Consider the following 26,193-nt stretch of genomic DNA (forward strand, 5'->3'; position numbering starts at 1 on the left):
TCGGTGACGAAGAGCCAGCCCACCGGCACCGATCAAGAACGACGGCACCCGCGCCTCGCGCAATGCGCACGCACCAAACCGCAGTTCAGGATCTCTTCGCGACCGGTGTTGGAGTCAGTTCTGACCCCACCCGCAAGGGCGGATTCGCCGGGGGTGCGACTCGTGAGCTCGACGGCAACACAGGCAAGGCCTTCGCCGTTGTAGAGCGACACGCCGCAGACATGCTGCGTGCGCACCTCTGTGCGGCCGCTGGGGACATGACGTCGTGGCACAGACACCACCCACCTCTACGACTACCGCGTTCGGATAGCCGAGGAGCGGGTTCGTAGATCCCGGGACGCGGTGGCAGCCGCACCGGATCGTGAGTGCCGTCCCGGCGTCGGCGAGCGCGCGGGTCCGGCTTGACCTTCGACCTGGGTCGAATGTCTGCGGTCGGAGGTGTGATCACGATGCGGATCTCCCAGCTCGCCGAGCACTCCGGCGTACTGGCGACGACCCTGCGCTTCCACGAGGGCGCCGGGCTCTCACCCGCCGACCGGACTTCGGCCGGCTACCGGGTGTACGGCGAGGACGCGGTCGAGCGGCAGTCGTTCATCGGCGCGGCCGACGACTGGGGCTGCCACTGGAGGAGATCGGCGAGCTGCTCGCGGTGCGGTAGGCCGGCGCCTGCCGGGACGTGAAAGCTGATCTGCGTCCGCGAATCGCCGCCCGCCTGGCCGAGGCAGAGTCCCGTGGCGAAGTCGGGACCGTCGGGGGTGCGGAGAACGGGCCGGGCGGTGTGCGGTCAGGGGGTGGGGGTGCCGAACCAGCGGGTGGCGGTGTGCCGGAAAGCCTCGGGGTCGGGGGCGTGGCCCTCGGCCCAAGCGACGACGCCGTCGGGGCGGATCAGCAGTGCGCCGAATCCGAGGTCCTCGCGTACTGGGCCGCCCGCGTAATGGAGTTGGCCCTCCCAGCTCTGGGCCGCGCTGCGCAGCGCGTGGTCGCCGCTGAAGTCGAGCACGACGCCCCGGCCCTGGCACAGAAGGTCCCCGAGGCGGGTGCCGTCGCCGAAACGGAAGTCGGGGGCGGTGCGGCCGACGAGCGGCTGCTCGCTGCTCAGGTCGTAGCGGTGGAACAGTCCCGTCGTCTGCCGGTACACGTGCGTGGTTCCCGAGGCGGTGCTCATCAGGTCGTGAACCAGCTGCCGCAGCGCAGGGGCGTTGGGGCCCGGCTTCATGGTCGCCACCTGAGCACGTGACCAGTCGAGCACCGAGGCACCGACGGGGTGACGCTCGCTGGTGTAGGTGTCGAGCAGGCCCGCGGGCGCGGTGCCGTGTACGGTCGCCGCGAGCTTCCAGCCGAGGTTCACGGCGTCACCGATGCCGAGGTTGAGGCCCTGGCCGCCCAGCGGGGAGTGGATGTGCGCGGCGTCGCCCGCCAGGAGCACGCGTCCCTTGCGGTATGTCGTCACCTGCATCGCACGGTCCGTGAAGGTCGACGCCCGAAGCACACCGGTGAGCGTGACGTCGGTACCAGTGATGCGGCGCAGCACTCCCTGAAGATGCTCGCGGGTGAGCGGCTGGGAACGGTCGAACGTGCCGCCGTCGAAGTCCATCATGCCCAGATGCCCCTCGAAGGGCGTGCGCAGGTACATGCCGTTCGCCGTCAGGTTGAACCCGAACGGCAGCTTCGCCGGGTCGGGGTCGGCGAACTCGACCTGCGCGACATAGCCGGTGAACAGCGGTTCGGTACCCACGAAGTCGAAGCCCGTGAGAGCACGCACCGCGCTGCGCCCGCCGTCGCACCCCACAAGCCAGCGTGCCCGGTACTCCTTGCCGCCCGCCGTCGCGAGGACGCACTCGGCGTCCTGCGTCACCGCGGTGACCGCAGCGCCCCGCACGATCTGGACGCCGAGCGAGGTGGCGCGCTCGGCCAGGACCAAGCCGACCGCCTCGAGGCTCGTCATGAACCCCTCCATCGCCGGGCTGGGAAGCCTGAACGGGAGCGCGGAGACATCGATGTCGGCCGCGTTCAGTCCCATGCCCGCGAAATGACTCACGTCACGGGGGGCGGGTGCCTCGACCGCGTCGGGGGCCGCGCCGACCCTCTTCTCGTCGGCACCCGAAGCGCTGATTAACGCTTCGAGCAGTCCGCGGCGGTAGAACGTCTCGGCCGACCCGGTGTTCAGGCCCCGCAGCCCCAGCGGCAGCGCCTTCCACGGCGAGGTGACGTCCTCATCGCGCTCAAGGACCAGGACAGAACAGCCACCCAGAGCGAGCTCGCCGGCCAGGAACAGGCCCACCGGGCCGGCGCCCACGATTACTACGTCATGCATGAGAGATTCCTTTCTGAAACACACGCGCGAAGAAACCCGACCCGCAAGGACGCCGTCAGCCCAGACGGGTCAGGCCGTCCAGGACGATGGCGATGCCGGTGAGGAACTGCTCGCGATCATCGTGCTCGCCGAGCTGGCCGACGATGGCGTGCATGAACGGGTAGTCCTCGGGATCGAGCTCCTGCCACGCCGTCACCGACGCGTCCAGGAACTCGGCGCGGTCCGGCACGACGGCCGAGGAGCCACCGTCGATGTGCGCGTTCTGACTGACAGCCCCGAGGATGTAGTGCACAAGCGTCGAGGCAGCGTCGAACCAGGAACCCTGCGGCACACCCAGGGCCTCCACCTGCCGGCCGATCCTCTCGAAGATCCCCACCGTCACCGGGCCGACCGGATTCCGCACGACCTGCAGGATCAGCCGCGTAGCGAGCCACGGGTGCTCGGCGATCGCATCGAACAGCGCCAGCGCGACGACGCGGATCTCGTCCCCGGGCGTGGCCGCCGCCCCGGTGGGCCTCGCCGCCAAAGCGGCAGTGACGACCGTCTCCGTCACTGTGTCCAGCAACTCGTCCCGGGACCCCACGTGGTAGTAGATCGCCCCGGACCCGGTGGCCAGGCGCTCGGTCAGCGCGCGACTGGTCAGCGCGCCCTCGCCCCCCGCGTCGAGCAGCTCGATCGCGGTGTCGATGATCTGATCCCGGGAGAGCACTTGGTTACGCCGCTGAGGCCGGCGAGTTCTCGTTGCCATGCCACCATCGTGGCACATTTGGAGCGGCGCACCAAATTGGCGCGCTGCTCCAAATGGGAATGGTGACCATTTGGGTGCGGCGCACCACAAGGGGAGACCGGAGCGCCCCTCCCTGTACATCCGGGATGCGCGGCGGGGGATGCGCGGCCGAGTCGACGACGCTTCGCATACTGAAGCGCGAGGCCCCCGGCGGGTCGGAGTCGGGTCCGGGAGACGCCGAGCGCGTCGGCGGTTCCGCGGGACAGGCCGACCCCTCGCGGAGGGCAAGCAGGATCCGGCAGTGGATCGGGTCGGCGAGCGTGCGGCCCAAGCGGGCCAGCACGTCGATGTCGGAGGCAACAGTCAGCACCTCGTGACAGTGCATCCGATCTTGAGCACCTCGTGACAGTGCATCCGATCTTGAATCCAGGGGGCGGTGAACTGGCGATCGTCGCTCATCGACAGGCGCGGACGCGCCTCACCGGGGCAGCTTGGCGGTTCGTTCGGGGTGGGCGGCGGTGACGTAGCGCATGGCGGTCTTCTCCGTGATGCCGAACAGCCGCATCAGCCGGAGCGGGAAGGCGCTTTCGGCTGCTTCGTTGAGGATGCGGTCTTGCCTCAGGCCGCTCAGTGTCAGCCCGAATTCCTCTTTGACCTGCCCCTTCAGCCAGGAGACCTCATCCTGGGGCTGTTGATCCGCGCGCTGCCGAAATTTGGCCCGCACAACCTCGTGGCCGTCCCATGCCTCAAGCTCGCTCGGATAGGGCACCCGCCCCAGGAACGTTGCCTCACGCCCGCCGTCCTTGCCGTCCCCGAAGGCGGAGACGCCCGGCCCGAGGATCTCCTGGGCCAGGGCCTACGACACGTGCTCGAACTCCCGGGTGCTCAGCCCGCTGAGGTTGTGATCCACCCCGCCATGATGCCGCGGCGGCTATCTCCCGACCGCCCAACGGAACCCTTTCCCCGGCCGGACCTCTGCGACCACGCCGATTCCGTGGCTTGACGAGCCCAGCAACACGCCTGACACCCCATCAGAACGAGCGTCACGAGCGTCATTTCAGCGTCAAGATATCGCCCGTAACGCCCACACCGCACGCAATGCGCACACACGAAACCGCAGATCAGGCGTCCTTCTTCACCGGCTCAAGCACCGCCACGCACTCCACGTGATGCGTCATCGGGAACAGATCGAACGCCCGAAGCATCCGCACCTTGTACCCGCCATCCCGGAAGTACGCCAGGTCCCGCGCCAACGCCGCCGGGTCACACGCCACATAGGCAATCCGGCGGGCGCCGAGCGACGCCAGGTGCTCCACCGTCTTCTTGCCCGCGCCCGCGCGGGGCGGGTCCAGGACGATCAGGTCTACCTCGGTGATGCCCGTGCGCGGGAGGACCGTTTCGACCTTGCCCTGTTCGATGCGGACGCGGTCGAACGCGGCCAGGTTGTGGCGGGCGTCCTCGACCGCGCGCTTGCCCGACTCGATGCCGAGCACCGCGCCCTCGTCGCCGATGCGGTCCGCGATCGCGCCGGCGAAGAGGCCGACGCCGCAGTACAGGTCGAGCGCCATCTCGCCCTTGCGGGGCAGCAGGCCCTGCATGACCGCCTTGACCAGCGTGTCCGCCGCCTGCGGATGCACCTGCCAGAAGCCGCCGCTGCCGACGCGGTGCGTGCGGCCGTCGGCGCGCTCGCGTACGAACCCGCGGCCGTGGACGCGGTGGATGCCGCCGTCCTTCTCGTCGACGCGCAGCACGGAGACCGGCTTGTCGAGTTCGACCAGGGGCAGGCGCGCGCCGGGGCGCGGGGTCAGGATGACCTGGCGGTCCTGTGAGCCCGTCGCCGCGATCGCCTCGATGGACTCCATGCCCGTCCAGTCGCGCTTCTCGATGCCGAGCTCGGAGACGCCCGGCGCCGCGATCATGCAGTGTTCGATCGGCTCGACCTCGTGCGAGCGGTGGCGGCGCAGGCCCGCCTTCCCGGTGTCGGGGTCGACCGCGTACTGCACGCGCGTGCGCCACTGCGGGACCTCGCCCGCCGGGAGCTTGTCGCCCTCGGCCGGCATGACCGTGCCGTCCCAGCCGGCCTCCTCGGGCGTGAGGCCCGCGAGGCGCTGGAGCTGCTCGGCGATGACCTCGCCCTTGAGGCGGCGCTGCGCGCCCGGCTTGGCGTGCTGCCAGTCGCAGCCGCCGCAGCGGCCGGGGCCGGCGTACGGGCAGGGCGCCTCGACGCGGTCCTTGGACGCCTCGATGACGGTGACCGCGTCGGCGCGCAGGAAGCGGGCGCCTTCCTCGCCGTCCGTGACGCGGGCCACGACCTTCTCGCCGGGCAGCGCGTGCCGGACGAACAGGACCTGGCCCTCGTCCGTGCGGGCGATGCAGTGGCCTCCGTGGGCGACGGGGCCGATCTCGACCTCGTACTCCTCCCCGACCAGCGACTTCTTCGGTTCTGCCTGCATGGCGGGGGACTCCACAACGTAAGAAAGCAAGGGACACGGCGAACGGCCGGACAACAGCCCACCAGTCTACGTGGGTGTTGTCCGGCCGCTCGCCACACGACAGCCGAGGGGGTCAGCCCTTGTTCGAGGGCTCCTTGGGGCGCTTCTCGACGGGGCCGCGGCGCACCGCACCCGGCGCGTTCCACTCCGAGCGCCTGCGAGCCCGCTTCTTGGCGACCTCGGAGGACTCCAGCTGGTAGGGCACGGAGGTGACCATGATGCCGGGGGTGAACAGGAGGCGGCCCTTGAGGCGCAGGGCGGACTGGTTGTGGAGCAGGTGCTCGTACCAGTGGCCGACCACGTACTCGGGGATGATCACGCTGACCGCGTCGCGCGGGGAGTCGCGGCGCAGGCTCTTCACGTACTCGATGATCGGGCGCGTGATCTCGCGGTAGGGCGAGTCGAGGACCTTGAGCGGTACGTCGATGCCGCGCCGCTCCCACTCCTCGCGCAGGGCCTTCGTCTCGGCCGGGTCGACGTTCACGCTGAGCGCCTCGAGGGTGTCGCTGCGCATGAGCTTGGCGTAGGCGAGGGCGCGCAGCGTCGGCCGGTGGATCTTGGAGACGAGGACGATCGAGTGGACGCGGGACGGCCGGACGCTGTCGTCGGTCGGCGTCTCGGGGGCCTGGATCTCCTCGGCCACGCGGTCGTAGTGCTTACGGATCGCGGTCATCGTCGCGTAGAAGATGCACATGCCGAGGAGGGCGACCCAGGCGCCGTGCGTGAACTTCGTGACGAGGACCACGACGAGCACGAGGCCGGTGAAGAACGCGCCGAAGGTGTTGATGGCCCGCGAGCGGACCATGTGGCGGCGCTTGGCCGGGTCCTTCTCGGTGCGCAGGTGGCGGTTCCAGTGCCGGACCATGCCGGTCTGGCTCAGCGTGAACGAGACGAACACGCCGACGATGTACAGCTGGATGAGGCGCGTCGAGTCGGCGCCGTAGATCACGACGAGGAGCGCCGCCGCGCCCGCGAGGAGCACGATGCCGTTCGAGAACGCGAGGCGGTCGCCACGGGTGTGCAGCTGGCGCGGCAGGTAGCGGTCCTGGGCGAGGATCGAGCCGAGGAGCGGGAAGCCGTTGTACGCGGTGTTGGCCGCGAGGAAGAGGACCAGCGCGGTGGCCGCGGCGAGGATGATGAAGAGGAAGCTGCCCTTGCCGAAGACGGCCTCGGCGACCTGGGAGATCACCGGGTTCTGGACGTAGCTCCCGCCGACCGCGACGCCGTTGTGGATCAGGTCGGTCGCCGGGTTCTCGGCCATGCGGACCTTGGTCGACATGGCCAGGGCGATGATGCCGCAGAACATGGTGACGGCCAGCAGGCCCATCGCCGCGAGCGTGGTCGCCGCGTTCTTCGACTTCGGCTTGCGGAACGCCGGTACGCCGTTGCTGATCGCCTCGACGCCGGTGAGCGCGGCACAGCCGGAGGAGAACGCGCGCAGCAGCAGGAAGACGAGGGCGAAGCCCGCGAGGCCCTGGTGCTCGGCCTTGATGTGGAAGTCGGCGGTGGGCGCCTTCATGGTGTCGTCGAGGACGAGCCCGCGGAACGCACCCCACGCGATCATGATGAAGACGCCGGCCACGAAGACGTAGGTCGGGATGGCGAAGAGCTTCCCGGACTCCTTCACGCCGCGCAGGTTCATCAGCGTGAGCAGGACGATGACCAGGACCGCGCACAGGACCTTGTGCTCGACGACGAACGGGATCGCCGAGCCGAGGTTCTCGATGCCGGAGGCGATCGACACGGCGACGGTGAGGACGTAGTCGACGAGGAGGGCGCTCGCGACGGTGAGGCCGGCCTTGGGGCCGAGGTTCGTGGTCGCGACCTCGTAGTCGCCGCCGCCGCTCGGGTACGCGTGGACGTTCTGGCGGTAGGAGGCGACCACGGTGAACATCAGCACCACGACCGCGACCGCGATCCAGGGGCTGAAGTGGTACGCCGACACGCCCGCGATGGACAGGACCAGCAGCACCTCTCCCGGCGCATAGGCCACGGAGGACAGCGGGTCGGAGGCGAAAACGGGGAGGGCGATGCGCTTCGGCAGGAGCGTTTCTCCGAGCCGGTCGCTGCGCAGAGCGCGCCCGATCAAGATCCGTTTGGGCACGTCGGTCAGTTTGGACACGCAGAGGATCGTAAGCGTTCGAACGGGGAGCCGCCCACCCACCACCCCTCAAGTGCACCGGAACCTCACACCGGGCGCCTGACCGGGCAGTCCTGGCGAGGGCTTACGGCCTCAGTTGCCGCCCGTCCGGGAGGCGGATCGCCCCGCCTTGTCCCAGTTCGAACGCAGCCGGGCCAGATAGTCGGCGGCCTGGCTCCCGGGCTTCGCACCGCGCGCGAAGGCCTGCATGTTGCCCGCGCCCGTGTTGTAGCCGAGGGCAAGCAGCTCTTCCCTGTCGTACGGGCCCGAGGGATGCGCGGGCAGTTGCCGCGCCAGGTCGTGGAGATACCAGGCAGCCGCGCGCACGGCGAGGTCCCGGTCGTCGGGCAGCTCCTCCCACCGGCGCCCCGCGAAGGCCCGGCCCCGCTTGGTCTCGTCGAACGCGGCGCGGTGCATATTGGCGATCCCGAAGGCGGCGCCCGGCTTGTAGCGCTGCCAGGCGCGCTCCAGGGCCGGGTCGTGCGGCTTGTACGACTCGTTGTAGAGGATCGCCATGAGGAGTTGCGGGCTCACGCCGGCCTCGGCGGCGCGGGAGCGGACCTGCGGGGCGTATGTCGCCGGGTCGTACTTGCCTGAGGGGACTGAGGGGGTGGCGGGGCTGCTGGGGCCGGGCTTCGGGGCGTGGCTCGGAGTGGGCGTTCGCGGGGGGTGGGCTGACGCATCCGGCTTCCCAGTAGTTCCCGTGGTCGCCTTGGCCCCACCGGTCCCGTCAGCCCCCGTGTCCCCCGACCGCCCGCACGCCCAAGCCACAACCAGAACGAGCAGCACCGCGCCCCAGAGCCAGGGCCTGCGTCTGGCCTGCCCGCCCCGCTCCGTCATCGCACGGCCTAGGCCCCGGCCCCGCGGAGCCGGCGGGCCGGAGTCCGGTCGGCCCGTTCGGCGAGGCGGCCGATCAGCAGCCGCACCACGGCGACGATGTCCGGGTCGTCCACGAAGTAGACCTGGCGGCGCCCCTCGCGCCGGGACCGGACGAGCCCGGCGAGCTTCAGTTTGGTGAGGTGCTGGCTCACTGCCGGCAGCGCTCCGCCGACGCGTTCGGCGAGGCCTGTGACATCACTCTCACCCTGCGCGAGGGCCCACACGATGTGCAGCCGGGCCGAGGACGCGAGCAGGCCGAAAGCGCCGGCCGCCTCCGCGATGACCTCGGCGGGCGGGTCGTCGAAGGCGGGCCGGTCACCGAAGTCGCGTACGCGCGTCACCACCGTCGTCGTCCTCTTCCACATCCGCTTCGGCTCACCGGGCCAAGGAGGACCCCAGTCTAGGTGGGCACTGTGACGCCCGTAACGCCGCTGTGGCCCCGGTTTACGCGGAAGAGGAGGGGTGGTTCCGGTGCGGGCGATGTCCCGCAGCCGCCTCCCCGCGCAACGGCCGGTCACACCTCGGAGATCGTCCGCCGGCCGGTGCCGCTCGCGCCGGCCATCGCCGTACTCGCCTCCGTCTCCCCCGACATCGGCGACGACCTCGACCTCCAGCGCGTCCTGCAGTTCCTCCCCTTCTTCGTGCTCGGCCTCGTCCTCAAGCCGGAGCACTTCCAGCTCGTACGGCGTCGCGAGGCGCGGATCCTTGCCGTCCCCGTCTTCGCGGCCGCGCTGCTGTTCGCGTACTGGGCGGCCCCGCGCATGAACGCCGCCTGGTTCTACCGGCGCGACAGCGCGCAGGAACTCGGCGCCCCCGCCCGGTCGGGCGCCGTCATGACGCTCGCGATGTTCGGCTGCTCCGTCGTGCTCCTCGCGTGCTTCTTCGCCTGGGTCCCGCGCCGCAGGATGTGGTTCACCGCCCTCGGCGCAGGCGCCCTGTACGGCTACCTGCTGCACGGCTTCGTCGCCAAGGGCTCCCGCTTCGGGGACAGGTACGACCTTCAGTGGCTGCACACCCCGCTCGGCGAGATCACCGTCACGCCGGCAGCAGCCGGCCTCATCACCAGCCTGTGCACCCCGCCCGTGCAGCGTCTGTTTCGCTTCGCCATGGAGCCGGAGATGAAGTGGGCGTTCAGGCGGGACGCGGCCCGGATTGCGGGCAGGGGCAGCGCGCGGCGAAGCTGATCAAGCTTCCGCCTACGCGGATGCTGGCAACGGGGGCCATGCGGCTTAAGCTCGTCTCCTGGCAACGCGGCACGCGATTGCCTCTAGTTGCCCGGCAGACTGAGAGAGAAGAGTGAGCGAGATGTTTTCGCAGGTCATCGGGGCGACCAGGAGTGCGGGGTAGCGGCCGGTGCACATCGTCATCATGGGGTGCGGCCGGGTGGGTTCCGCCCTGGCCCAGACCCTTGAGCAACAGGGGCACACGGTCGCGGTCATCGACCAGGACCCCACGGCCTTCCGCCGCCTGGGTTCCGGCTTCGGCGGCCGCCGCGTCACCGGGGTCGGCTTCGACCAGGACACCCTGCGCGAGGCGGGGATCGAGGAGGCCGGCGCGTTCGCCGCGGTCTCCAGCGGTGACAACTCGAACATCATCGCCGCCCGCGTGGCCCGCGAGATGTTCGGCATCGAGAACGTCGCGGCCCGTATCTACGACCCGCGTCGCGCCGAGGTCTACCAGCGCCTGGGCATCCCGACCGTCGCGACCGTGCGGTGGACCGCGGACCAGATGCTGCGCAGGCTCCTGCCGTCGGGCGCCGAGCCGCTGTGGCGCGACCCCACCGGGGGCGTCCAGCTCGCCGAGGTGCACGCCTCGGTGGCATGGGTGGGACACAAGATCAGCCGGCTCCAGGAGGAGACCGGCGTCCGGGTCGCGTTCGTCACCCGGCTCGGCGAGGCGATCCTGCCCACGTCGCAGACGGTGCTGCAGGAGGGCGACCTGGTGCACGTGATGATGCGCACCGACGACGTCGAGAAGGTCGAAGCGGCGTTCGCCGAGGGTCCTGAAGAGGAGGGCGGTCACTGATGAGGGTCGCCATTGCCGGAGCGGGCGCGGTGGGCCGTTCCATCGCCGGTGAGCTCCTGGAGAACGGGCACGAGGTCCTTCTCATCGACAAGGCGCCGACGGCCATCTCGGTCGAGCGCGTCCCGCAGGCGGAGTGGCTGCTCGCCGACGCCTGCGAGATCACGTCCCTGGACGAGGCGGCGCTCCAGCGCTGCAACGTGGTCATCGCGGCCACCGGCGACGACAAGGTCAACCTCGTCGTCTCGCTGCTCGCGAAGACCGAGTACGGGGTCCCGCGGGTCGTCGCCCGTGTGAACAACCCGAAGAACGAGTGGCTCTTCAACGAGTCGTGGGGCGTCGATGTCGCGGTCTCCACGCCGCGCCTGATGTCCGCGCTCGTCGAGGAGGCGGTGAGCGTGGGCGATCTGGTCCGCCTGCTGCGCTTCAGCCACGGCGACGCGAACCTGGTGGAGCTGACGCTGCCGCCCGAGTCGGCCCTCGCCGGCACGCGCGTGGGCGACGTCCAGTGGCCCGAGGACACGTCCCTGGTGACGATCATCCGCGGCACCCGCGTCCTGGCCCCGTCCCCGGACGACTCCCTGGAGGCGGGCGACGAGCTGCTGTTCGTGGCGGCCCAGGCCCGCGAGGAACAGCTCGAGGACCTGCTGTCGGTCCGCCGCGAGGACGTCGCGGGCTGAGGGTTCTTCCGTAGGTACGAAGAGGGGCCCCGGAGTCGAAACTCCGGGGCCCCTCTTGCTTTAGGGGCGCGGGGAACTGCGCGACCAGCCCCCACCGGCCCGCAGACGCCAACGAACCTCAAGCCTCCCGGCGATGCCGCGCAGCCCCCGCCTCCTTGCGGGCAGCCTCCGCTTCCTTCTCGGCCTTCTCCTGCGCCTCCATCTCCGCGAACACGTCGATGGGCGCGGGCGCCTTCGCCAGGAAAACCCAGGTCAGCCAGACGGCGAGCAGGAACGGGGGGATCTTCAGGGCGATCAGGACCCAGCCGAACTTCGTGGTGTCGGCCCACCAGTACATCGGAAAGAGGATCGCGCACTTGGCGAGCAGGATCAGGCCCCAGGCCCAACTGGCCTTCGCGTAGGCCTTCTTGCGGCCGGGGTTGCGCGTGCGCCAGGAGAGGTTCTCCTTGAAGACCGGCCCGAGGATCAGGCCGATCAGCGGCACCCCGCACAGCGTGGTCACGATGTAGGCGACGGCCAGGCCCAGCGTGTAGAGCATGCCGGGCAGGTAGAAGTCCTTGGCGTTGCCCGTCATCATCGCGAAGACGACGCCGAAGGCCACGCCGAAGACGCCGCTGAAGGCGTGCTTGACGGTGCCCTTCATGACCAGGCGGACCACGACCAGGACCAGGGACACCGCGAGGGCCGCGATGGCCGACATGTGCAGGTCCTTGTTGATCGTGAAGATGGTCACGAAGAGGAGGCCGGGAACGACCGTCTCCACCATGCCCCGCACGCCGCCGAAGGCCTCGAAGAGGGCGGCCTCGGTCACCGCCTTCGAGTCGGCGTCCTGATCCGCGGTCGGCTTGTCGAGGGACGTCACCGGCTACTCCCGTCCGAGCGGTCTGAGTTCGTACTTCGGGTTGAAGAGCACCCTACGGCCCCGGCTCATCGAGACCCGTCCGGAAGCGATCAGCTTGCGGCCCGGTTCGATGCCGACGATGGACCGGCGGCCGAGCCATACGACGTCCAGAGCCGCGGAGCCGTCGAACAGCTCCGCCTCCAGAGCCGGGACTCCGGCGCGTGGTCGGAGGGTGACCGTGCGCAAGGTACCAGTAACGGTGACTATCTGCCGGTCCTGGCAGTCCCCGATGCGGGTACAGCCCGTGGTCTGCGAGTCCTCGCGCAGCTCCTCCGACTCCAGGTCCTCCTGGGAGGAGGACAGCCGGTCGAGCATGCGCCGGAAGCGGCCTGCCGGCTTCTCGGACGGCGTATCGGAACGAGGGACAGCACTCATAAATCAAGCGTACCGGGGGCCGGGGACAACGGATGAGCGGGTCAGCGCTCGAAGCGATACCCCATGCCGGGCTCGGTGATGAAGTGCCGCGGGTGGGAGGGGTCCGACTCCAGTTTGCGGCGGAGCTGGGCCATGTAGACGCGCAGATAGTTCGTCTCGGTGCCGTAGGAGGGGCCCCAGACCTCCTGGAGGAGCTGCTTCTGGCTGACGAGGCGGCCCGTGTTGCGGACCAGGACCTCCAGGAGGTGCCACTCGGTGGGGGTCAGGCGCACGTCGCGGCCGTCGCGGTTGACCTTCTTCGCGGCCAGGTCGACGGTGAAGTCGTCGGTCTCGACGATGCCCTCGTCCTCGCCGCCGCCGGTGGGCTCGGCCCGGCGGACCGCGGCGCGCAGCCGGGCCAGGAGCTCGTCCATGCCGAACGGCTTGGTGACGTAGTCGTCGGCGCCCGCGTCGAGCGCCTCGACCTTCTCGTCGGAGGAGTGCCGCGCGGACAGCACCAGGATCGGTACGCGGGTCCAGCCGCGCAGGCCCCTGATCACCTCGACGCCGTCCATGTCGGGCAGGCCCAGGTCGAGCACGACCACGTCGGGGTGGAACGCGGCGGCGAGCTGGAGCGCGCCCGCGCCGTCGGCCGCGGCCTCCACCTCGTACTTGCGCGCCTTCAGGTTGATGACGAGGGCGCGCACGATCTGCGGCTCGTCGTCGACCACGAGCACCCGGGTCATGCGTACCTGCCTCTCTGAGCAATGGCTGAGCTGGTGGGGCCGGCCGGCGGGTGGCCGGCCGCGGCGGTGAGCGTGAGGACCATGGTCAGGCCCCCGCCGGGGGTGTCCTCCGCCGTGAGCGTGCCGTTCATCGCCTCGACGAAGCCGCGCGCGACGGCGAGGCCGAGGCCCACTCCGGCGCCGCGCGGTGCGTCACCGTAGCGCTGGAACGGGGCGAAGATGCGGTCCTTCGCGGTGTCGGGGACGCCCGGCCCGCGGTCCACGACGCGGACCTCCACGCGGTCGCCGAGCGTGCTGGCGGCGACGAGGACCGTCTCGTCCTCGGGGCTGTACTTGACGGCGTTCTCGACGATATTGGCGACGGCGCGCTCCAGGAGTCCCTTGTCCACGGTGACCATGGGCAGGCTCTCCGGAATGTCGAGGTCGACGCTGCCGTCGGGGACGCCCACCAGCGCCATCGGAACCACCTCATCGAGATCGATCTCGCGCATCAGCGGTGTGACGGTGCCGGTCTGGAGGCGGGACATGTCGAGGAGGTTGCCGACGAGGTGGTCGAGGCGGTCGGCGCCCTCCTCGATGCCGGCGAGGAGTTCCGCCTGGTCCTCCTCGGACCAGGCGACGTCGTCGGAGCGCAGTGAGGAGACGGAGGCCTTGATGCCGGCGAGCGGGGTCCGCAGGTCGTGGCTGACGGCGGCGAGCAGGGCGGTGCGGATGCGGTTGCCCTCGGCGAGGGTGCGGGCCTGGTCCGCCTCGGACTGGAGGCGCTGGCGGTCGAGGACGACGGCGGCCTGGGCCGCGAAGGCCGCGAGGACGCGGCGGTCCTCGGCGGGCAGCACGCGGCCGGACAGGGCGAGCGCCATGTGGTCGCCGACCGGCATGTCGACGTCCGCGTCCTCGGGCCGTTCCTGAGGGTGCGGGCCGACGCTGGCGGCGCAGGTCCACGGCTCCACGTCGCCGGCGCGTTCGAGGAGGGCCACGGAGTCCATGGCGAAGGTCTCGCGGACCCGGTCGAGCAGTGCGTCGAGGCTGTCCTCGCCCCGCAGGACACTGCCGGCGAGGAAGGAGAGGATCTCGGACTCGGCCCGCAGCCTGGCGGCCTGGTGGGTGCGCCGTGCCGCCAGGTCGACGACGGAGGCGACCGACACCGCGACGCCTACGAAGATCACGATGGCGACGATGTTCTTGGGGTCGGCGACGGTGAACAGGTGCAGGGGCGGCGTGAAGTAGTAGTTCAGGAGGAGCGAGCCGACGGCGGCCGAGGCCAGGGCCGGCAGGAGACCGCCGACGAGCGCGGCGGCCACTGTCACGGACAGGAACAGGAGCATGTCGTTGGCGAGGCCGAGATCGGTGGCGACATGGGTGAGCGCGAGGGCCAGCAGGGCGGGCCCGCCGACGCCGACGAGCCAGCCCCAGATGATCCGGGACCGGCCGAGCCGGGCGCCGCGTGCGACGGGCAGGCCTCGGCCCTTGGCCACTTCCTCGTGCGTGACGATGTGCACGTCGAGGTCGGGGCCCGACTCGCGGGCGACGGTCATGCCGACGCCGGGTCCGAAGATGTACTGCCATGTCTTGCGGCGCGAGGAGCCGAGGACGATCTGGGTCGCGTTGACACCGCGCGCGAACTCGAGGAGCGCGGCCGGTATGTCGTCCCCTATGACGTGGTGGAAGGTGCCGCCCAGGTCCTCGACGAGGGTGCGCTGGAGCGTGAGTTCCTTGGGGGAGGCGGCGGTGAGGCCGTCGCTGCGGGCGATGTAGACGGCGAGGATCTCGCTGCCCGAGCCCTTGGCGGCCATCCGCGCCGCGCGCCTGACCAGCGTGCGGCCCTCGGGTCCGCCGGTCAGGCCGACGACGATGCGCTCGCGGGCCTGCCAGGTGGAGCGGATGTTGTGTTCGCCGCGGTACTGCTGGAGGTATTCGTCGACGCGGTCGGCCACCCACAGGAGGGCCAGTTCGCGCAGGGCGGTGAGGTTGCCGGGGCGGAAGTAGTTGGAGAGGGAGGCGTCGATCCGGTCGGGCTTGTAGATGTTGCCGTGCGCCATGCGGCGCCGCAGCGCCTGCGGCGACATGTCGACCAGTTCGATCTGGTCGGCGCGGCGCACGACCTCGTCGGGGACGGTCTCGCGCTGGCGCACGCCGGTGATCGACTCGACGACGTCGCCGAGTGACTCCAGGTGCTGGATGTTGACGGTGGACACGACATCGATGCCGGCCGCGAGGAGTTCCTCGACGTCCTGCCAGCGCTTGCCGTTGCGCGAACCGGGCACGTTCGTGTGGGCGAGTTCGTCCACCAGGGCGACGTCGGGGTGCCGGGCCAGTACGGCGTCGACGTCCATCTCGGTGAAGACGGCGCCGCGGTAGGTGAGCTCCTTGCGGGAGATCTGTTCGAGGCCGTGGAGCATCACCTCCGTACGGGGCCTGCCGTGGTGCTCGACGAAGCCCACGGCGCAGTCCGTGCCCCGCTCGATACGTCGGTGGCCCTCGGAGAGCATCGCGTAGGTCTTGCCGACGCCCGGTGCCGCACCGAGGTAGATCCGAAGCTTGCCGCGTCCCATGGCCCCATTGTCTTCCCGCTGCACGTGTTGTACGCAGCGTCGACCCTACGGCCACCAATTGCGGCAAATGGGGCGAGGGAGCCGCGGACGTGCGTCTTTGACGCAACTCTGATGCGGGCCGCACCGCACCGGCGGCGTTTCGGTCAGCGCCCCTCCGCTGCGGTGATCTCCGTGATCTCGCCGTCGCGCAGTTCGAGCACCCGGTCGGCGAGGTCGAGCAGCGTCGCGTCGTGGGTGGCGACGAGCGCGGTGACGTGTTCGCTGCGGACGACGGCGCGCAGCAGCTCCATGACGGCGAGCCCGGTCTCGGCGTCGAGCTGGCCCGTGGGTTCGTCGGCGATGAGGAGGGCGGGCCGGTTGGCCAGCGCGCGGGCGATGGCGACGCGCTGCTGCTGGCCGCCGGAGAGTTCGCCGGGGCGCTGCCTGGCGTGGTCGGCGAGGCCGACGAGGGCGAGGAGCAGCTCGACGCGCTCCTCGCGTTCGCGGGGGTCGGCCTTGCGCAGCCGCATCGGCACCCCGACGTTCTCGGCGGCGGACAGGATCGGGATCAGGCCGAAGGACTGGAAGATGAAGCCGATGCGGTCCCTGCGCAGTTCCAGGAGCCCGTTCTCGCCGAGCCCGGAGAGGTCCTGGCCGTCGACGGTGATACGGCCGCCGTCGGGTTCGTCGAGCCCTCCGACAAGGTTGAGGAGGGTCGTCTTGCCGGATCCCGAGCGGCCCTTGAGGGCGACGAGTTCACCGCGCGGCACCTCGAAGGACACGCCGCGCAGGGCGTGCACGGCCGCGGCCCCGGTGCCGTAGGAGCGGTGCAGGTCCTCGACGACGACCATGGGGACGGCGCCGTCCTGGTCGAGGACGGCGGTCCCCGCTTCCGTGCTCTCGCTCATGTGCGCTCCCCCGTGCGTTCCCCGGCCGGGCGCCAGTATGGTCACGCGGCGCCCGGCCGGGCAATGGCCGGGATCAGTTGGGGTTCTCGGCGTGGGTCAGGGTCTCCCAGGCGACGAACAGGTTGTTGGAGCCCGCCGGGCGGTTCTGCTCGGTGAGCTTCTGGGTGTTCGTCATGGCGTTGCCGAGGCGGGTGTGCATCGCGTTGTAGCCGACCTCGGTGACCGGTCCGAGCCCGCGCGTGACGGACCCGCCGCACAGCCAGCTCGGCGGCGCCTCACCCAGCTCGTACTTGGCCTGGAAGCCGAGGGCCTGCTGCAGGCGCTGCCCGACGTCGGTGCCGTACAGGTCCTGGCCCTGGATGCGGCTGGTCTCGGCGATGTGGGAGATGGCCGAGATGCCGTATCCGGTGTGCACGAAGTCGCGGCAGGTCTCCTGAGTGAGGCCGGTGACGAAGGTGGACTGCCCCTGCCAGTAGCTGACGATCTTGGCCTTGGTGTCGAGGTTCTGGCTCGGCACGGTCTTCGGCAGGTCGCCGTCGGAGGCGAGGTAGACGTAGGCGGCCGTGCGCGTTCGGAACTTGGCCATGGCCTTGTCGTACGACGTCTTGTCCTCCAGGAAGACGGAGATGCCGACGGCAGCCTCCATCATCGACAGCTCCCAGTTGCCGTTGGAGTTCGAGCCGTTGATCACCTTGGGGAGGTAGACGTCGCGCAGCATCGTCCTGAAACGGCCCTCGTTCGCCCAGCCGCCGGTGTACGTGTACTTGATGATCTCGGCGGCCTTGGGCCAGGAGGAGCCGGCCCAGCCGGTCTGGAGGGGCGCGTTGCTGTTGGTGTGCTCCTTGATGGTGGCCGACCAGGCGTCCATCAGCTCGATGGCCTTCTTCGCGTAGCGGTCGTCGCGCGTGATGTACCAGGCCAGCGCGTCGGTGTACGCGGCTATCGCGTCCTCGCGCTCGTCGGTGCAGCCGTAGTTGGGGTTGGAGTACGAGCCGCACTCGACGGTGGCGCGGGGCTTGGCGGTGCGCGTGAGGGAGGCGTACTTGCTCGCCAGCATCTGGTCGTACGCGCCCTTCCAGGGCTGGGCGCCTGCGTTGACCTTGTCGCGGGCGAAGTCCAGCTGGCCCTTGGAGACGGTGACGCCGGGGTGTGCGAAGGTGACGGGCGCGGCGTCGGCGCGGTCGGCGCCGGGCCAGGCGAGGAGGGTGGCGACGAGCGCGGTGGTGGTCGTCGCGAGGGTGGCGAGGAGGGCTGTGCGTCGTCTGCGCCGGTGGCGGGCGGGGGCCGGTGTGTTCGGCATGTGGGGGGCCATCCGTTCTTCTATGTGAACGTGAAGTACCTTTATGAACACGGGTGTTGGCCGGAGACCTTAGGTACGTACCAGCCCTCCGTCAAGAGGTGAAGAAAGAGCCGCAGTTCAGCTGCCGGCCAGGTCGTCGCGATCCGGCCATACGCCCACGTGGCCCGCCTCACCCGTGAGCCGAACCCGACCGCGGAGCCCGTACCGCTCCACGTAGTCGCGCGGCAGCCGGAGCCGGCCCGCCCGGTCCAGAACCGTGAACTCCTCGCCCTCTCCCCCGCGTTCGCGCAGCGTCTCCGTCGACGTGCGGCCGTCGCGGATGCGGACCGTGCGGCGCACCTGGCCGGACACGAGCGGGTCGTGGGTGACGACGAGAACGGTCGCCCCCAGCTCCTCGTCGGCACGGCGCAGGGCCGTGAACACGTCCTCCCCGCTCGCCGTGTAGAGCTCTCCGGTCGGCTCGTCGGCCGGCAGGACACGCGGCGCGTTCGCCGTGGCCACCGCGACCGCGACGCGCTGCTGCTCTCGGTGAGGGCAGCGAGCACCATGGCCGTGAGCCCGGCGGCACACAGAACCAGCCGATGGTGCCCGCTCCCCCGCGCCACGGCAGGCACCCGCCGTACGTCCACGAACCGGTCTCCCCCCGTGTGCGCGGCACATCAGGGGGTTGCGCGAAGACCTCGCAATGGTCTGGACAACCTTCAACTGCCCAGCCGCGCAACGCCGATGGGCCGCACACTCCCATGGAGTGCGCGGCCCATCGATGGCCGTACAGGTGCGGCTCAGCGCACCTCGGTGATCTCGGGGCCGCGCGCCAGCTGCCCCATGCCGCCCGCGAACCGGGAGCCTTCCTGCGGCTCCTGCTGCACGCCCTCGGCGACCATCTGCGCGTCGTCCGGCAGCTTCAGGACGATCGGGTCGCGCGGGGCCATCGGGCCCTCACCACGGACCACGACGGTGTCCCGGAAGATCTGCTCGAGGAGCCCGGCGGCCTGCGGCTGCACCGCGCCCTGCCCGGAGATCACTCCGCGCAGGAACCAGCGGGGACCGTCGACGCCGATGAACCGGACGACCTGGAAGCCGCCCGTGCCGTCCGGCAGCTGCACCGGCACCTGGGCCCGCAGCTCCCAGCCGAGCGGACCCTCGACCTCGTCGATCACGCCACCCTGCTGAGTGATGCCCGAGGCGATCTCCTCACGGACCTCGCCCCAGATGCCCTCCTTCTTGGGGGCGGCGAAGCCCTGGAGCTGCACGGCGCTGTCCTGGAGGACGACGGTGGCCGCGACGATCGCATCGCCCGCGACCTCGACCCGCAGCTCCATGCCCTCGACTCCGGGTACGAAGAGTCCGCCCAGGTCCACGCGGCCCTCGCCGGGCTCACGGACCTCGGAGGCGTCCCAGGGGCCGTCGGGACGCGGCTCGGGCTCGAGCCGCACGCGCTGCGGCTCGCCCTCGTCCGCGTCGCTGTCGCCGGCTACGCCGTCGACGACCTGCTCGGCCTCGCCCGCCGCGTCATCGGCGGCGCCGTTCTTCTTGCGACGTCCGAACACGTCACTGTCCTTCCCGGTCGGATACGACCGATGCGTATCGATTCCCACCCTGATGCCCACCCGGGCCCGGCCCCACGGCGGCATGACCACCGGTGGACCCGAAGCCCCCCTCGGCCCGCGCCGAGTCGGGAAGCTCCGCCACCTCCTGGAAGCGCACCTTCTCGACCTGCTGGACGACCAGTTGGGCAATCCGGTCGAAGCGCTCGAACCGCACGCTGTCGCGCGGGTCGAGATTCACCACGATCACCTTGATCTCTCCACGGTACCCGGCATCCACCGTCCCTGGGGCATTCACCAGGGCGACACCGCAGCGAGCGGCGAGGCCGGATCTCGGGTGCACGAAGGCGGCGTACCCCTCGGGCAGCGCGATCGACACCCCCGTGGGGAGTACGGCCCGCTCGCCCGGCGCGAGCTCGCACGCCTCGGTGGTCCGCAGATCCGCGCCCGCGTCACCGGAGTGCTCGTACGACGGCAGCGGTACGTCGGGGTCGACGCGCCTGATCAGCACGTCGAGAGGGGCTCGGGTCACGGGTTCACCTCGAAGGCACGGGTACGCCGGACCTGGTCCGGGTCGCTCATGGCCGCCTGGATCTCCTCCGGGCGTCCGTTGTCGATGAAGTGGTCGACCTTCACCTCGATGAAGAGGGCCTCGGCGCGGACCGCGACAGGCCCGTCGGGGCCGCCGATCCGGCCGGTGGCGGTCGAGTAGATCTTGCGGCCGGCGACGGCGGTGACCTCGGCGTCCAGGTACAGCACGGTGTCCACGGGCACGGGTCGCACGAAGTCCGTCTCGAGCCGGCCGGTCACCGCGATGACACGCAGCAGCCAGTTCAGCGAGCCGAGCGTCTCGTCGAGGGCGGTGGCCAGGACGCCGCCGTGCGCGAGGCCGGGCGCGCCCTGGTGGGCGGGGCGCACCGTGAACTCGGCGGTGACGCGGACGCCGTCCTGCGCGCGCGCCGCCAGGTGCAGCCCGTGCGGCTGTTCGTCGCCGCAGCCGAAACAGTGTCCGTAGTGCGCGCCGAGGAGGTCGCCGGGTGCGGGGGCATCGGGGTGCCGCACGGGCGCTATGGCGTCGGCGGGGGGCGTCAGAGCTGCAGAAGTACCACTCACAGGCGCAGACCTTACCCGCGCGTCCTGGGAGAAAGCGCACCGTGCCAAGCTTGGCTGCATGGAGCTCTCCACCGCACCGTTCGAAGAACGCCTCACCGCCCCCCGCTCGTGGTGGCTCGTCTCACTCCTGCTCGGCGTCGCCTGCGCCCTGGTCCTGCTGCCGTTCGGCACGCTGCCGCTGCTCGGAGGGCTTGTCGGCGGGACGGCCGCGGCGGCGGTGGTGACGAGTTCGTACGGCTCCGTGCGCATCCGTGTCGTGGCGGGCTCGCTGGTCGCCGGGGACGCGAAGATCCCGCTGTCGGCGCTGGGTGACGCGGAGATCCTGGACGCCGAGGGCGCGCGCGCCTGGCGCATGCACAAGGCCGACCCGCGTGCCTTCATGCTGCTGCGCAGCTATGTGCCGACGGCCCTGCGCGTGGACGTCACCGACCCGCAGGACCCGACCCCGTACCTGTACCTGTCGACGCGGGACCCGAAGGGGCTGGCCAAGGCGCTCGGCAAGTAGCGCCGGTCAGCTTCCGAGCTCCTTGGGCTCGGAAGCGTCACCCGGGATCAGCGGGTGCGGGTCGCTGGGGCGCTCCAGGGGCGGCAGCTCCGGCAGGGCGTCCCAGGGGACCTGGATCTTGCGCAGGTCCTTGCGGATCCGCCCCGCGAGCTTCTTGGTGTCGCGGCGGTTCATGACCGCCCCGACCGCGGCGCCGACCATGAACGGCATCAGGTTCGGCAGGTTGCGCACCATGCGCTTCATGATCTGCTGGCGCAGCTCGCGCTTCATCCGGCCGCCGAGCGCCGCGTTGATCGTCGCGGGCTTCGTGACCTCGATGCCGCGTTCCTCGGTCCACGAGGCCAGATAGGCGGCGCTGCGGTCCTTGAGGGCGCCGGGCGGGCGCACGCCGTAGACCTCGTGCAGCTCGGCGACGAGCTTCATCTCGATGGCGGCGACGCCGGTGATCTCGGCCGCAAGCTCCGCGGGCATCGCGGGCGGTACGGGCATCATCGCGGCGGCGCCGATCCCCGCACCCACGGTGGAGGTGGCGTTGGCCGCGCCCGCGACGAGTTTGTCCGCGAGCTGTTCGGCGCTCAGGCCGGGGAACTGTCTGCGCAGGGTCGCCAGATCGCGCACCGGTACACGCGGCGCGTTCTCGATGATCCGGTCGGCGAGGTAGCCGAGTCCTGCTTTGGCGGCGGTGCCGCTCTTGCGGACGCCGTCCCTGACGGCGGCCACACGGCGCCTGGCGACCTGTGCACGGTCGCCGATCGACGCTTGGTCACCCGCGGTGGGCACGGCGGGCAGGTCGCTGAATCCCGCCGCCGCGAGGTCGCCCGTCACCTCTCGGTCGTCCGCGTCCTCGAGCGAGGCTGCTCCAGTGGGGGAAGAGCCTCGCTCGTCGTCACGCACGCCGTCGTCGGACGGGCCACCGTCCGCTTCCCGGTCCTTCCGGGAGCGGCGCTTCCAGGGCGGGGTCGAGCCAGTCACGGCCGACCCTGCCTCAGTCGCAGTCGCGGCAGATCGGCTGGCCGTTCTTCTCCCTGGCCAGCTGGCTCCTGTGGTGCACCAGGAAGCAGCTCATGCAGGTGAACTCGTCCTGCTGCTTGGGCAGGACCCGGACGGCCAGCTCCTCGTTCGAGAGGTCGGCGCCGGGGAGCTCCAGGCCTTCGGCGGCCTCGAACTCGTCGACGTCGACCGACGAGGTCGACTTGTCGTTCCGCCGAGCCTTGAGCTCCTCGATGCTGTCCTCGTTGACGTCATCGTCGGTCTTGCGTGGGGTGTCGTAATCCGTTGCCATGTGTCGCTCTCCCCCTCTGGGTGTATGCGGTGTCTCCAGCGCACAACGCGCGGGAGGCCGGACTTTGTGCCCGACCTGAGGCGGAGATTTTGCCTCACATCAAGGTCTGTTACTCAATCGACACCCAACCGGATCCCTCATGAGTGATCGGGTTGGATGGCGATCGGGACCGTACACGGTCCGAAGGTGGCACCTCACGGGCGCCACCCCGTGTACTTCCCGTGATCCGGACCCCTGAAAACCCGGATTTTCCCGGCTTTCCGGGGGCTTTGACGATCACGGAGAGTAGATGGCCGGAAATTCGCCCTTGTGATCGATCACACACGGCCTCTCCGGGATCAGGTCCCGAAAATTCCGCTAAAAGCGAACTCGCCCGGCACGTCGGCGGAAGCATCTCAGATCGGTCGCCGACCCGCATCTCGGAAGGCTCGAATCGGCGGGTGACACGCGTCTCGGAGGCCTCAGATCGGCAGGGTGACCCGCATGACGAGCCCACCCCCTTCACGCGGCTCCGCGATGATACGGCCCCCATGAGCGCGCGCCACCGAGCGGGCGATCGACAGACCGAGCCCCACTCCCTTGTCGCTCCCGGTGCGCTCGGTGCGCAGCCGCCGGAACGGCTCGAAGAGGTTGTCGATCTCGTACGCGGGCACCACGGGCCCCGTGTTGGACACCACGAGGACCGCCTGGCCGTGCTGGGCCTCGGTGGTGACCTCGACCCAGCCGCCCTCCGGGACGTTGTACCGGACGGCGTTCTGGACGAGGTTCAGGGCGATGCGCTCCAGGAGCACGCCATTGCCCTGGACGACGGCCTCCTTGCGCTCGCCGCGGATCTCGACGCCCTTCGCGTCGGCCTCCGAGCGGGTCTGGTCGATGGCCTGCGAGGCGACCTCGGCGAGGTCGACCGGCTTGCGCTCCACGATCTGGTTGTCGCTGCGGGCGAGCAGGAGCAGGCCCTCGACGAGCTGCTCGCTGCGCTCGTTCGTCGCCAGGAGCGTCTTGCCGAGCTGCTGGAGCTCCACCGGCGCTCCGGGGTCGGAGAGGTGGACCTCGAGCAGTGTGCGGTTGATCGCGAGCGGCGTGCGCAGCTCGTGCGACGCGTTGCCGACGAACCGCTGCTGCGCGGTGAAGGCTCTCTCCAGGCGGTCGAGCATGTCGTCGAAGGTGTCGGACAGCTCTTTCAGCTCGTCGTCCGGGCCGTCCAGCTCGATGCGCCGCGACAGGTCCGTGCCGGCCACCCGGCGCGCGGTGCGCGTGATGCGGCCCAGCGGGGACAGGACGCGGCCCGCCATCGCGTACCCGAAGGCGAACGCGATCACGGCGAGGCCGAGCAGGGCGAGGAGCGAGCGGCTGAGGAGATTGTCGAGCGCGTGCTGACGCATCTCGTTGACGCACTCGTTCAGCGCGGAGTTGAGCTGGCTGGTCGTGGGGTGGTCGGGGAGACCTGTGAAGTTGCGGCAGGTCCCGCTGCTCACCGTGCCGCCCGTGACCGTGAACGGCAGGTCACTGCCGACGTTCAGGGCCTGTGCGGCGAGCAGATAGATGATCGACAGCAGCAGGATGCCGGCGATCAGGAACATGCCGCCGTACAGCAGGGTGAGGCGTATGCGGATGGTGGGGCGCAGCCACGGGTAGGGCGGCTCGGCTTTTCTGGGGTCCCACGTGGGTTTCGGAGGCGCGGCCGGTGGCGCGGGTGAGGAGGCCACAGGGGATCAGATCCGGTATCCGGAGCCGGGCACGGTCACGATGACGGCCGGCTCTCCGAGCTTGCGGCGCAGGGTCATGACGGTGACCCGTACGACGTTCGTGAAGGGGTCCGTGTTCTCGTCCCAGGCCTTCTCCAGGAGCTGCTCGGCCGAGACGACGGCGCCCTCGCTGCGCAGCAGCACCTCGAGGACGGCGAACTCCTTGGGCGCGAGCTGGATCTCCTTGCCGTCGCGCAGGACCTCGCGCCGGTTCGGGTCGAGCTTGATGCCCGCGCGCTCGAGGACGGGCGGCAGCGGCACGCTCGTACGGCGTCCGAGCGCCCGCACTCGGGCCGTCAGCTCGCTGAACGCGAACGGCTTGGGCAGGTAGTCGTCGGCACCGATCTCGAGGCCCTCGACGCGGTCGCTGACGTCGCCGGAGGCGGTCAGCATCAGGACGCGGGTCGGCATGCCGAGTTCGACGATCTTGCGGCAGACGTCGTCGCCGTGCACGAGCGGGAGGTCCCGGTCGAGGACGACCACGTCGTAGTCGTTCACGCCGATGCGCTCGAGGGCGGCCGCGCCGTCGTACACGACGTCGACGGCCATGGCCTCCCGGCGCAGTCCGGTGGCCACCGCATCGGCGAGCAGCTGCTCGTCCTCGACGACGAGTACGCGCACGTCGCTGTCCTTCCTGTGTGACCTGCGGGCAGGTTTTGAGCACCTGTGAGCAGGTCGGGGTCGTGGAGTGTGGCCTCCATCCTGCCCCTTTCGGCCATAAACCGGCTGTAAGGCGGTGGGGCGCACAGGGAATGCGGATTTTCTCGCCGGTCGAGGTTTCTGTGGAAGTGAGCGCGGGGAGGACGGATTTACACCCGCGATCACGCTTTGTATGTGGCGTGCCACGACCCGCTTTCCGCAGGGCGGTTTGAGTCGTGATCGCCCCTTCCGAGGGCACACCCCCGTGCCACCGACCCACGACCCAGGACGAGGGGGCGCAACCATGGACGCATTCACCGCAGGACTTCTGCAGCGCATCAAGGCGACCGAGTCCGATCTGAGCCGGGCTCGCGAGACGGGCGACGAATTCCTCGTCGAGATCGAGCAGGACGAGCTGGACGACCTGCACCGGCTCGCCGCCGAACACGGCGTGGAGCTCGGCGTCTCGCGCGTCTGACGCAGCACGGAAGGGCCCCGGCGCCTGGTCGATCCAGGCAGGCGCCGGGGCCCTTCTCTGTGCTCAGCAGGCTGGGGACGCCCTTCAGTCGTGCCAGGCCCCGAGCTCCTCAAGGCGGTTCTGGAGCTGCTCGAAGAGTCCGGGCGGCGCCGCGATCGTCAGCTCGCCGGACGGCACTTCGCCCGGACGGCCACCGGTGAGCGCGCCCGCCTCCCGCGCGATGAGGTCGCCGGCCGCGAGGTCCCAGGGGTTCAAGCCGCGCTCGTAGTACGCGTCGAGGCGTCCGACGGCGACGTCGCAGAGGTCGATGGCGGCCGAACCGCCACGCCGGATGTCGCGCACGTGAGGCACCAACTCCCGTACGACGTCGGCCTGGTGGGCCCGGCGGGCGGCGAGGTAGCCGAATCCCGTGCCGACCAGCGCCTGCTCGAAGGGGGGCGCCACGCGCGCGTGTGCCGGGCGGTCGTTCACGTACGCGCCCTGGCCGAGGACCGCGCGGTAGGTCTCTCCGCGCAGGGGCGCGGCGACGACCCCGACGAGGGTCTCGTCGCCCTGGCGCGCGGCGATGGAGACCGACCATTCGGGGCGCCCGTACAGGTAGTTGACCGTTCCGTCGATGGGGTCGATCACCCAGGTGATCCCGCTGCTGCCCTCGGTGCTCGCGCCCTCCTCGCCCAGGACGCCGTCGTCCGGCCGGCGCTCCGCGAGGAAGCCCGTGATCAGCTTCTCGGAGGCGATGTCCATCTCCGTGACGACGTCCACGGCGCTGGTCTTGGTGGCGGCGACGCCGAGGTCGGCGGGGCGTCCGTCGCGTAGGAAGGTCCCGGCGCGGGCGGCGGCCTCCAGGGCGACCTCGAGGAGTTCGGCCTTCAGGTCTGTCACGTCGGGAT

27 protein-coding genes and 2 pseudogenes are annotated in these 26,193 nt (G+C 70.4%); 6 read left to right on the forward strand and 23 right to left on the reverse strand.

Features of this window, described 5'->3' with window-relative positions; all coding sequences use genetic code 11:
* Nucleotides 1-449 precede the first annotated feature (449 nt).
* Complete coding sequence (locus OG574_RS15435; RefSeq protein ID WP_326773720.1) at nt 450-680, forward strand: MerR family transcriptional regulator; 231 nt, start codon at nt 450-452, stop codon at nt 678-680.
* Between the two features lie 104 nt (nt 681-784).
* Here OG574_RS15435 and OG574_RS15440 read toward each other — a convergent pair whose 3' ends face one another.
* The 8 genes and pseudogenes from OG574_RS15440 to OG574_RS15475 form a co-directional block, all read right to left on the reverse strand.
* Nucleotides 785-2,314: an FAD-dependent monooxygenase gene (locus OG574_RS15440; protein ID WP_326773721.1), complete on the reverse strand. Its 1,530-nt coding sequence runs from the start codon at nt 2,312-2,314 to the stop codon at nt 785-787.
* A 55-nt stretch (nt 2,315-2,369) separates the two neighbouring features.
* On the reverse strand, nt 2,370-3,062 hold the full coding sequence (locus tag OG574_RS15445) for a TetR/AcrR family transcriptional regulator (protein WP_326773722.1): 693 nt from the start codon (nt 3,060-3,062) through the stop codon (nt 2,370-2,372).
* 197 nt (nt 3,063-3,259) lie between these two features.
* Nucleotides 3,260-3,411 (reverse strand): annotated as a pseudogene (locus OG574_RS15450) (transcriptional regulator); the annotation flags it as partial.
* A 108-nt stretch (nt 3,412-3,519) separates the two neighbouring features.
* Nucleotides 3,520-3,810, reverse strand: coding sequence for a hypothetical protein (locus OG574_RS15455; protein ID WP_326773723.1), 291 nt, complete (start codon nt 3,808-3,810; stop codon nt 3,520-3,522).
* Between the two features lie 352 nt (nt 3,811-4,162).
* Entirely contained in the window at nt 4,163-5,494 is a 1,332-nt protein-coding gene (locus OG574_RS15460; RefSeq protein WP_326773724.1) for a class I SAM-dependent RNA methyltransferase, read from the reverse strand.
* Between the two features lie 112 nt (nt 5,495-5,606).
* Nucleotides 5,607-7,655, reverse strand: a complete 2,049-nt coding sequence (locus OG574_RS15465; protein WP_100591180.1) for an APC family permease — start codon at nt 7,653-7,655, stop codon at nt 5,607-5,609.
* A gap of 111 nt (nt 7,656-7,766) precedes the next feature.
* Complete coding sequence (locus tag OG574_RS15470) at nt 7,767-8,513, reverse strand: transglycosylase SLT domain-containing protein (protein ID WP_326773725.1); 747 nt, start codon at nt 8,511-8,513, stop codon at nt 7,767-7,769.
* An 8-nt stretch (nt 8,514-8,521) separates the two neighbouring features.
* Nucleotides 8,522-8,893, reverse strand: a complete 372-nt coding sequence (locus tag OG574_RS15475; protein ID WP_234374118.1) for an ArsR/SmtB family transcription factor — start codon at nt 8,891-8,893, stop codon at nt 8,522-8,524.
* Nucleotides 8,894-9,076: 183 nt separating this feature from the next.
* On the opposite strand from OG574_RS15475, the pseudogene OG574_RS15480 reads away from it, so the two are divergent.
* The 3 genes and pseudogenes from OG574_RS15480 to OG574_RS15490 all read left to right on the forward strand — a co-directional run.
* A pseudogene (locus tag OG574_RS15480) lies at nt 9,077-9,736 on the forward strand (acyltransferase family protein); the annotation flags it as partial.
* A 169-nt stretch (nt 9,737-9,905) separates the two neighbouring features.
* Complete coding sequence (locus OG574_RS15485) at nt 9,906-10,577, forward strand: potassium channel family protein (protein ID WP_100591177.1); 672 nt, start codon at nt 9,906-9,908, stop codon at nt 10,575-10,577.
* Nucleotides 10,577-11,254, forward strand: a complete 678-nt coding sequence (locus OG574_RS15490; protein ID WP_326773726.1) for a potassium channel family protein — start codon at nt 10,577-10,579, stop codon at nt 11,252-11,254. The genes OG574_RS15485 and OG574_RS15490 overlap by 1 nt, the downstream gene beginning before the upstream one ends.
* Nucleotides 11,255-11,372: 118 nt before the next feature.
* Here the strand turns inward: OG574_RS15490 and OG574_RS15495 are convergent, their stop codons facing one another.
* The 10 genes from OG574_RS15495 to OG574_RS15540 form a co-directional block, all read right to left on the reverse strand.
* Complete coding sequence (locus OG574_RS15495; RefSeq protein WP_326773727.1) at nt 11,373-12,116, reverse strand: DUF3159 domain-containing protein; 744 nt, start codon at nt 12,114-12,116, stop codon at nt 11,373-11,375.
* Between the two features lie 3 nt (nt 12,117-12,119).
* Nucleotides 12,120-12,530, reverse strand: a complete 411-nt coding sequence (locus OG574_RS15500) for an OB-fold nucleic acid binding domain-containing protein (RefSeq protein WP_100591174.1) — start codon at nt 12,528-12,530, stop codon at nt 12,120-12,122.
* A gap of 41 nt (nt 12,531-12,571) precedes the next feature.
* Nucleotides 12,572-13,255 (reverse strand): response regulator, encoded by a 684-nt coding sequence (locus tag OG574_RS15505; protein ID WP_100591173.1) that lies wholly within the window; start codon nt 13,253-13,255, stop codon nt 12,572-12,574.
* A complete protein-coding gene (locus OG574_RS15510; RefSeq protein ID WP_326773728.1) occupies nt 13,252-15,807 on the reverse strand; it encodes a sensor histidine kinase KdpD in 2,556 nt (851 codons plus the stop codon). The genes OG574_RS15505 and OG574_RS15510 overlap by 4 nt, the downstream gene beginning before the upstream one ends.
* A gap of 143 nt (nt 15,808-15,950) precedes the next feature.
* Complete coding sequence (locus OG574_RS15515; protein WP_326773729.1) at nt 15,951-16,694, reverse strand: ABC transporter ATP-binding protein; 744 nt, start codon at nt 16,692-16,694, stop codon at nt 15,951-15,953.
* A 73-nt stretch (nt 16,695-16,767) separates the two neighbouring features.
* On the reverse strand, nt 16,768-17,994 hold the full coding sequence (locus tag OG574_RS15520) for an alginate lyase family protein (RefSeq protein WP_326773730.1): 1,227 nt from the start codon (nt 17,992-17,994) through the stop codon (nt 16,768-16,770).
* 117 nt (nt 17,995-18,111) lie between these two features.
* Nucleotides 18,112-18,495 carry a hypothetical protein gene (locus OG574_RS15525; protein ID WP_398376214.1) on the reverse strand — a complete coding sequence of 128 codons (384 nt, stop codon included), beginning with the start codon at nt 18,493-18,495 and terminating at the stop codon, nt 18,112-18,114.
* A 281-nt stretch (nt 18,496-18,776) separates the two neighbouring features.
* The gene (locus OG574_RS15530; protein WP_100591169.1) at nt 18,777-19,544 is read right to left on the reverse strand and encodes a DUF3710 domain-containing protein; all 768 of its coding nucleotides are present in this window, start codon (nt 19,542-19,544) and stop codon (nt 18,777-18,779) included.
* Between the two features lies 1 nt (nt 19,545).
* Nucleotides 19,546-20,073 carry a dUTP diphosphatase gene (gene dut / locus OG574_RS15535; protein ID WP_326773731.1) on the reverse strand — a complete coding sequence of 176 codons (528 nt, stop codon included), beginning with the start codon at nt 20,071-20,073 and terminating at the stop codon, nt 19,546-19,548.
* Nucleotides 20,070-20,654, reverse strand: coding sequence for a PaaI family thioesterase (locus tag OG574_RS15540; RefSeq protein ID WP_326773732.1), 585 nt, complete (start codon nt 20,652-20,654; stop codon nt 20,070-20,072). The genes dut and OG574_RS15540 overlap by 4 nt, the downstream gene beginning before the upstream one ends.
* 58 nt (nt 20,655-20,712) lie before the next feature.
* Between OG574_RS15540 and OG574_RS15545 the strand changes: the two genes are divergently transcribed.
* Nucleotides 20,713-21,159: a DUF3093 domain-containing protein gene (locus OG574_RS15545; RefSeq protein WP_326773733.1), complete on the forward strand. Its 447-nt coding sequence runs from the start codon at nt 20,713-20,715 to the stop codon at nt 21,157-21,159.
* A 6-nt stretch (nt 21,160-21,165) separates the two neighbouring features.
* Here the strand turns inward: OG574_RS15545 and OG574_RS15550 are convergent, their stop codons facing one another.
* The 4 genes from OG574_RS15550 to OG574_RS15565 all read right to left on the reverse strand — a co-directional run bounded on the left by OG574_RS15550 (nt 21,166) and on the right by OG574_RS15565 (nt 24,807).
* Nucleotides 21,166-22,131 (reverse strand): hypothetical protein, encoded by a 966-nt coding sequence (locus OG574_RS15550; protein ID WP_326773734.1) that lies wholly within the window; start codon nt 22,129-22,131, stop codon nt 21,166-21,168.
* Nucleotides 22,132-22,144: 13 nt separating this feature from the next.
* Nucleotides 22,145-22,441 carry a DUF4193 domain-containing protein gene (locus tag OG574_RS15555; RefSeq protein WP_030357326.1) on the reverse strand — a complete coding sequence of 99 codons (297 nt, stop codon included), beginning with the start codon at nt 22,439-22,441 and terminating at the stop codon, nt 22,145-22,147.
* A gap of 461 nt (nt 22,442-22,902) precedes the next feature.
* A complete protein-coding gene (locus OG574_RS15560; protein ID WP_100591164.1) occupies nt 22,903-24,147 on the reverse strand; it encodes a sensor histidine kinase in 1,245 nt (414 codons plus the stop codon).
* 6 nt (nt 24,148-24,153) lie between these two features.
* On the reverse strand, nt 24,154-24,807 hold the full coding sequence (locus OG574_RS15565; protein WP_100591163.1) for a response regulator transcription factor: 654 nt from the start codon (nt 24,805-24,807) through the stop codon (nt 24,154-24,156).
* Between the two features lie 322 nt (nt 24,808-25,129).
* Here OG574_RS15565 and OG574_RS15570 point away from each other — a divergent pair, with 322 nt between their 5' ends.
* Nucleotides 25,130-25,303, forward strand: a complete 174-nt coding sequence (locus OG574_RS15570; protein WP_199841616.1) for a hypothetical protein — start codon at nt 25,130-25,132, stop codon at nt 25,301-25,303.
* Between the two features lie 84 nt (nt 25,304-25,387).
* Here the strand turns inward: OG574_RS15570 and OG574_RS15575 are convergent, their stop codons facing one another.
* The gene (locus OG574_RS15575) at nt 25,388-26,185 is read right to left on the reverse strand and encodes an inositol monophosphatase family protein (protein ID WP_326773735.1); all 798 of its coding nucleotides are present in this window, start codon (nt 26,183-26,185) and stop codon (nt 25,388-25,390) included.
* Nucleotides 26,186-26,193 lie beyond the last annotated feature (8 nt).

It is taken from the genome of Streptomyces sp. NBC_01445, assembly GCF_035918235.1.
Classification (GTDB): Bacteria; Actinomycetota; Actinomycetes; order Streptomycetales; family Streptomycetaceae; genus Streptomyces.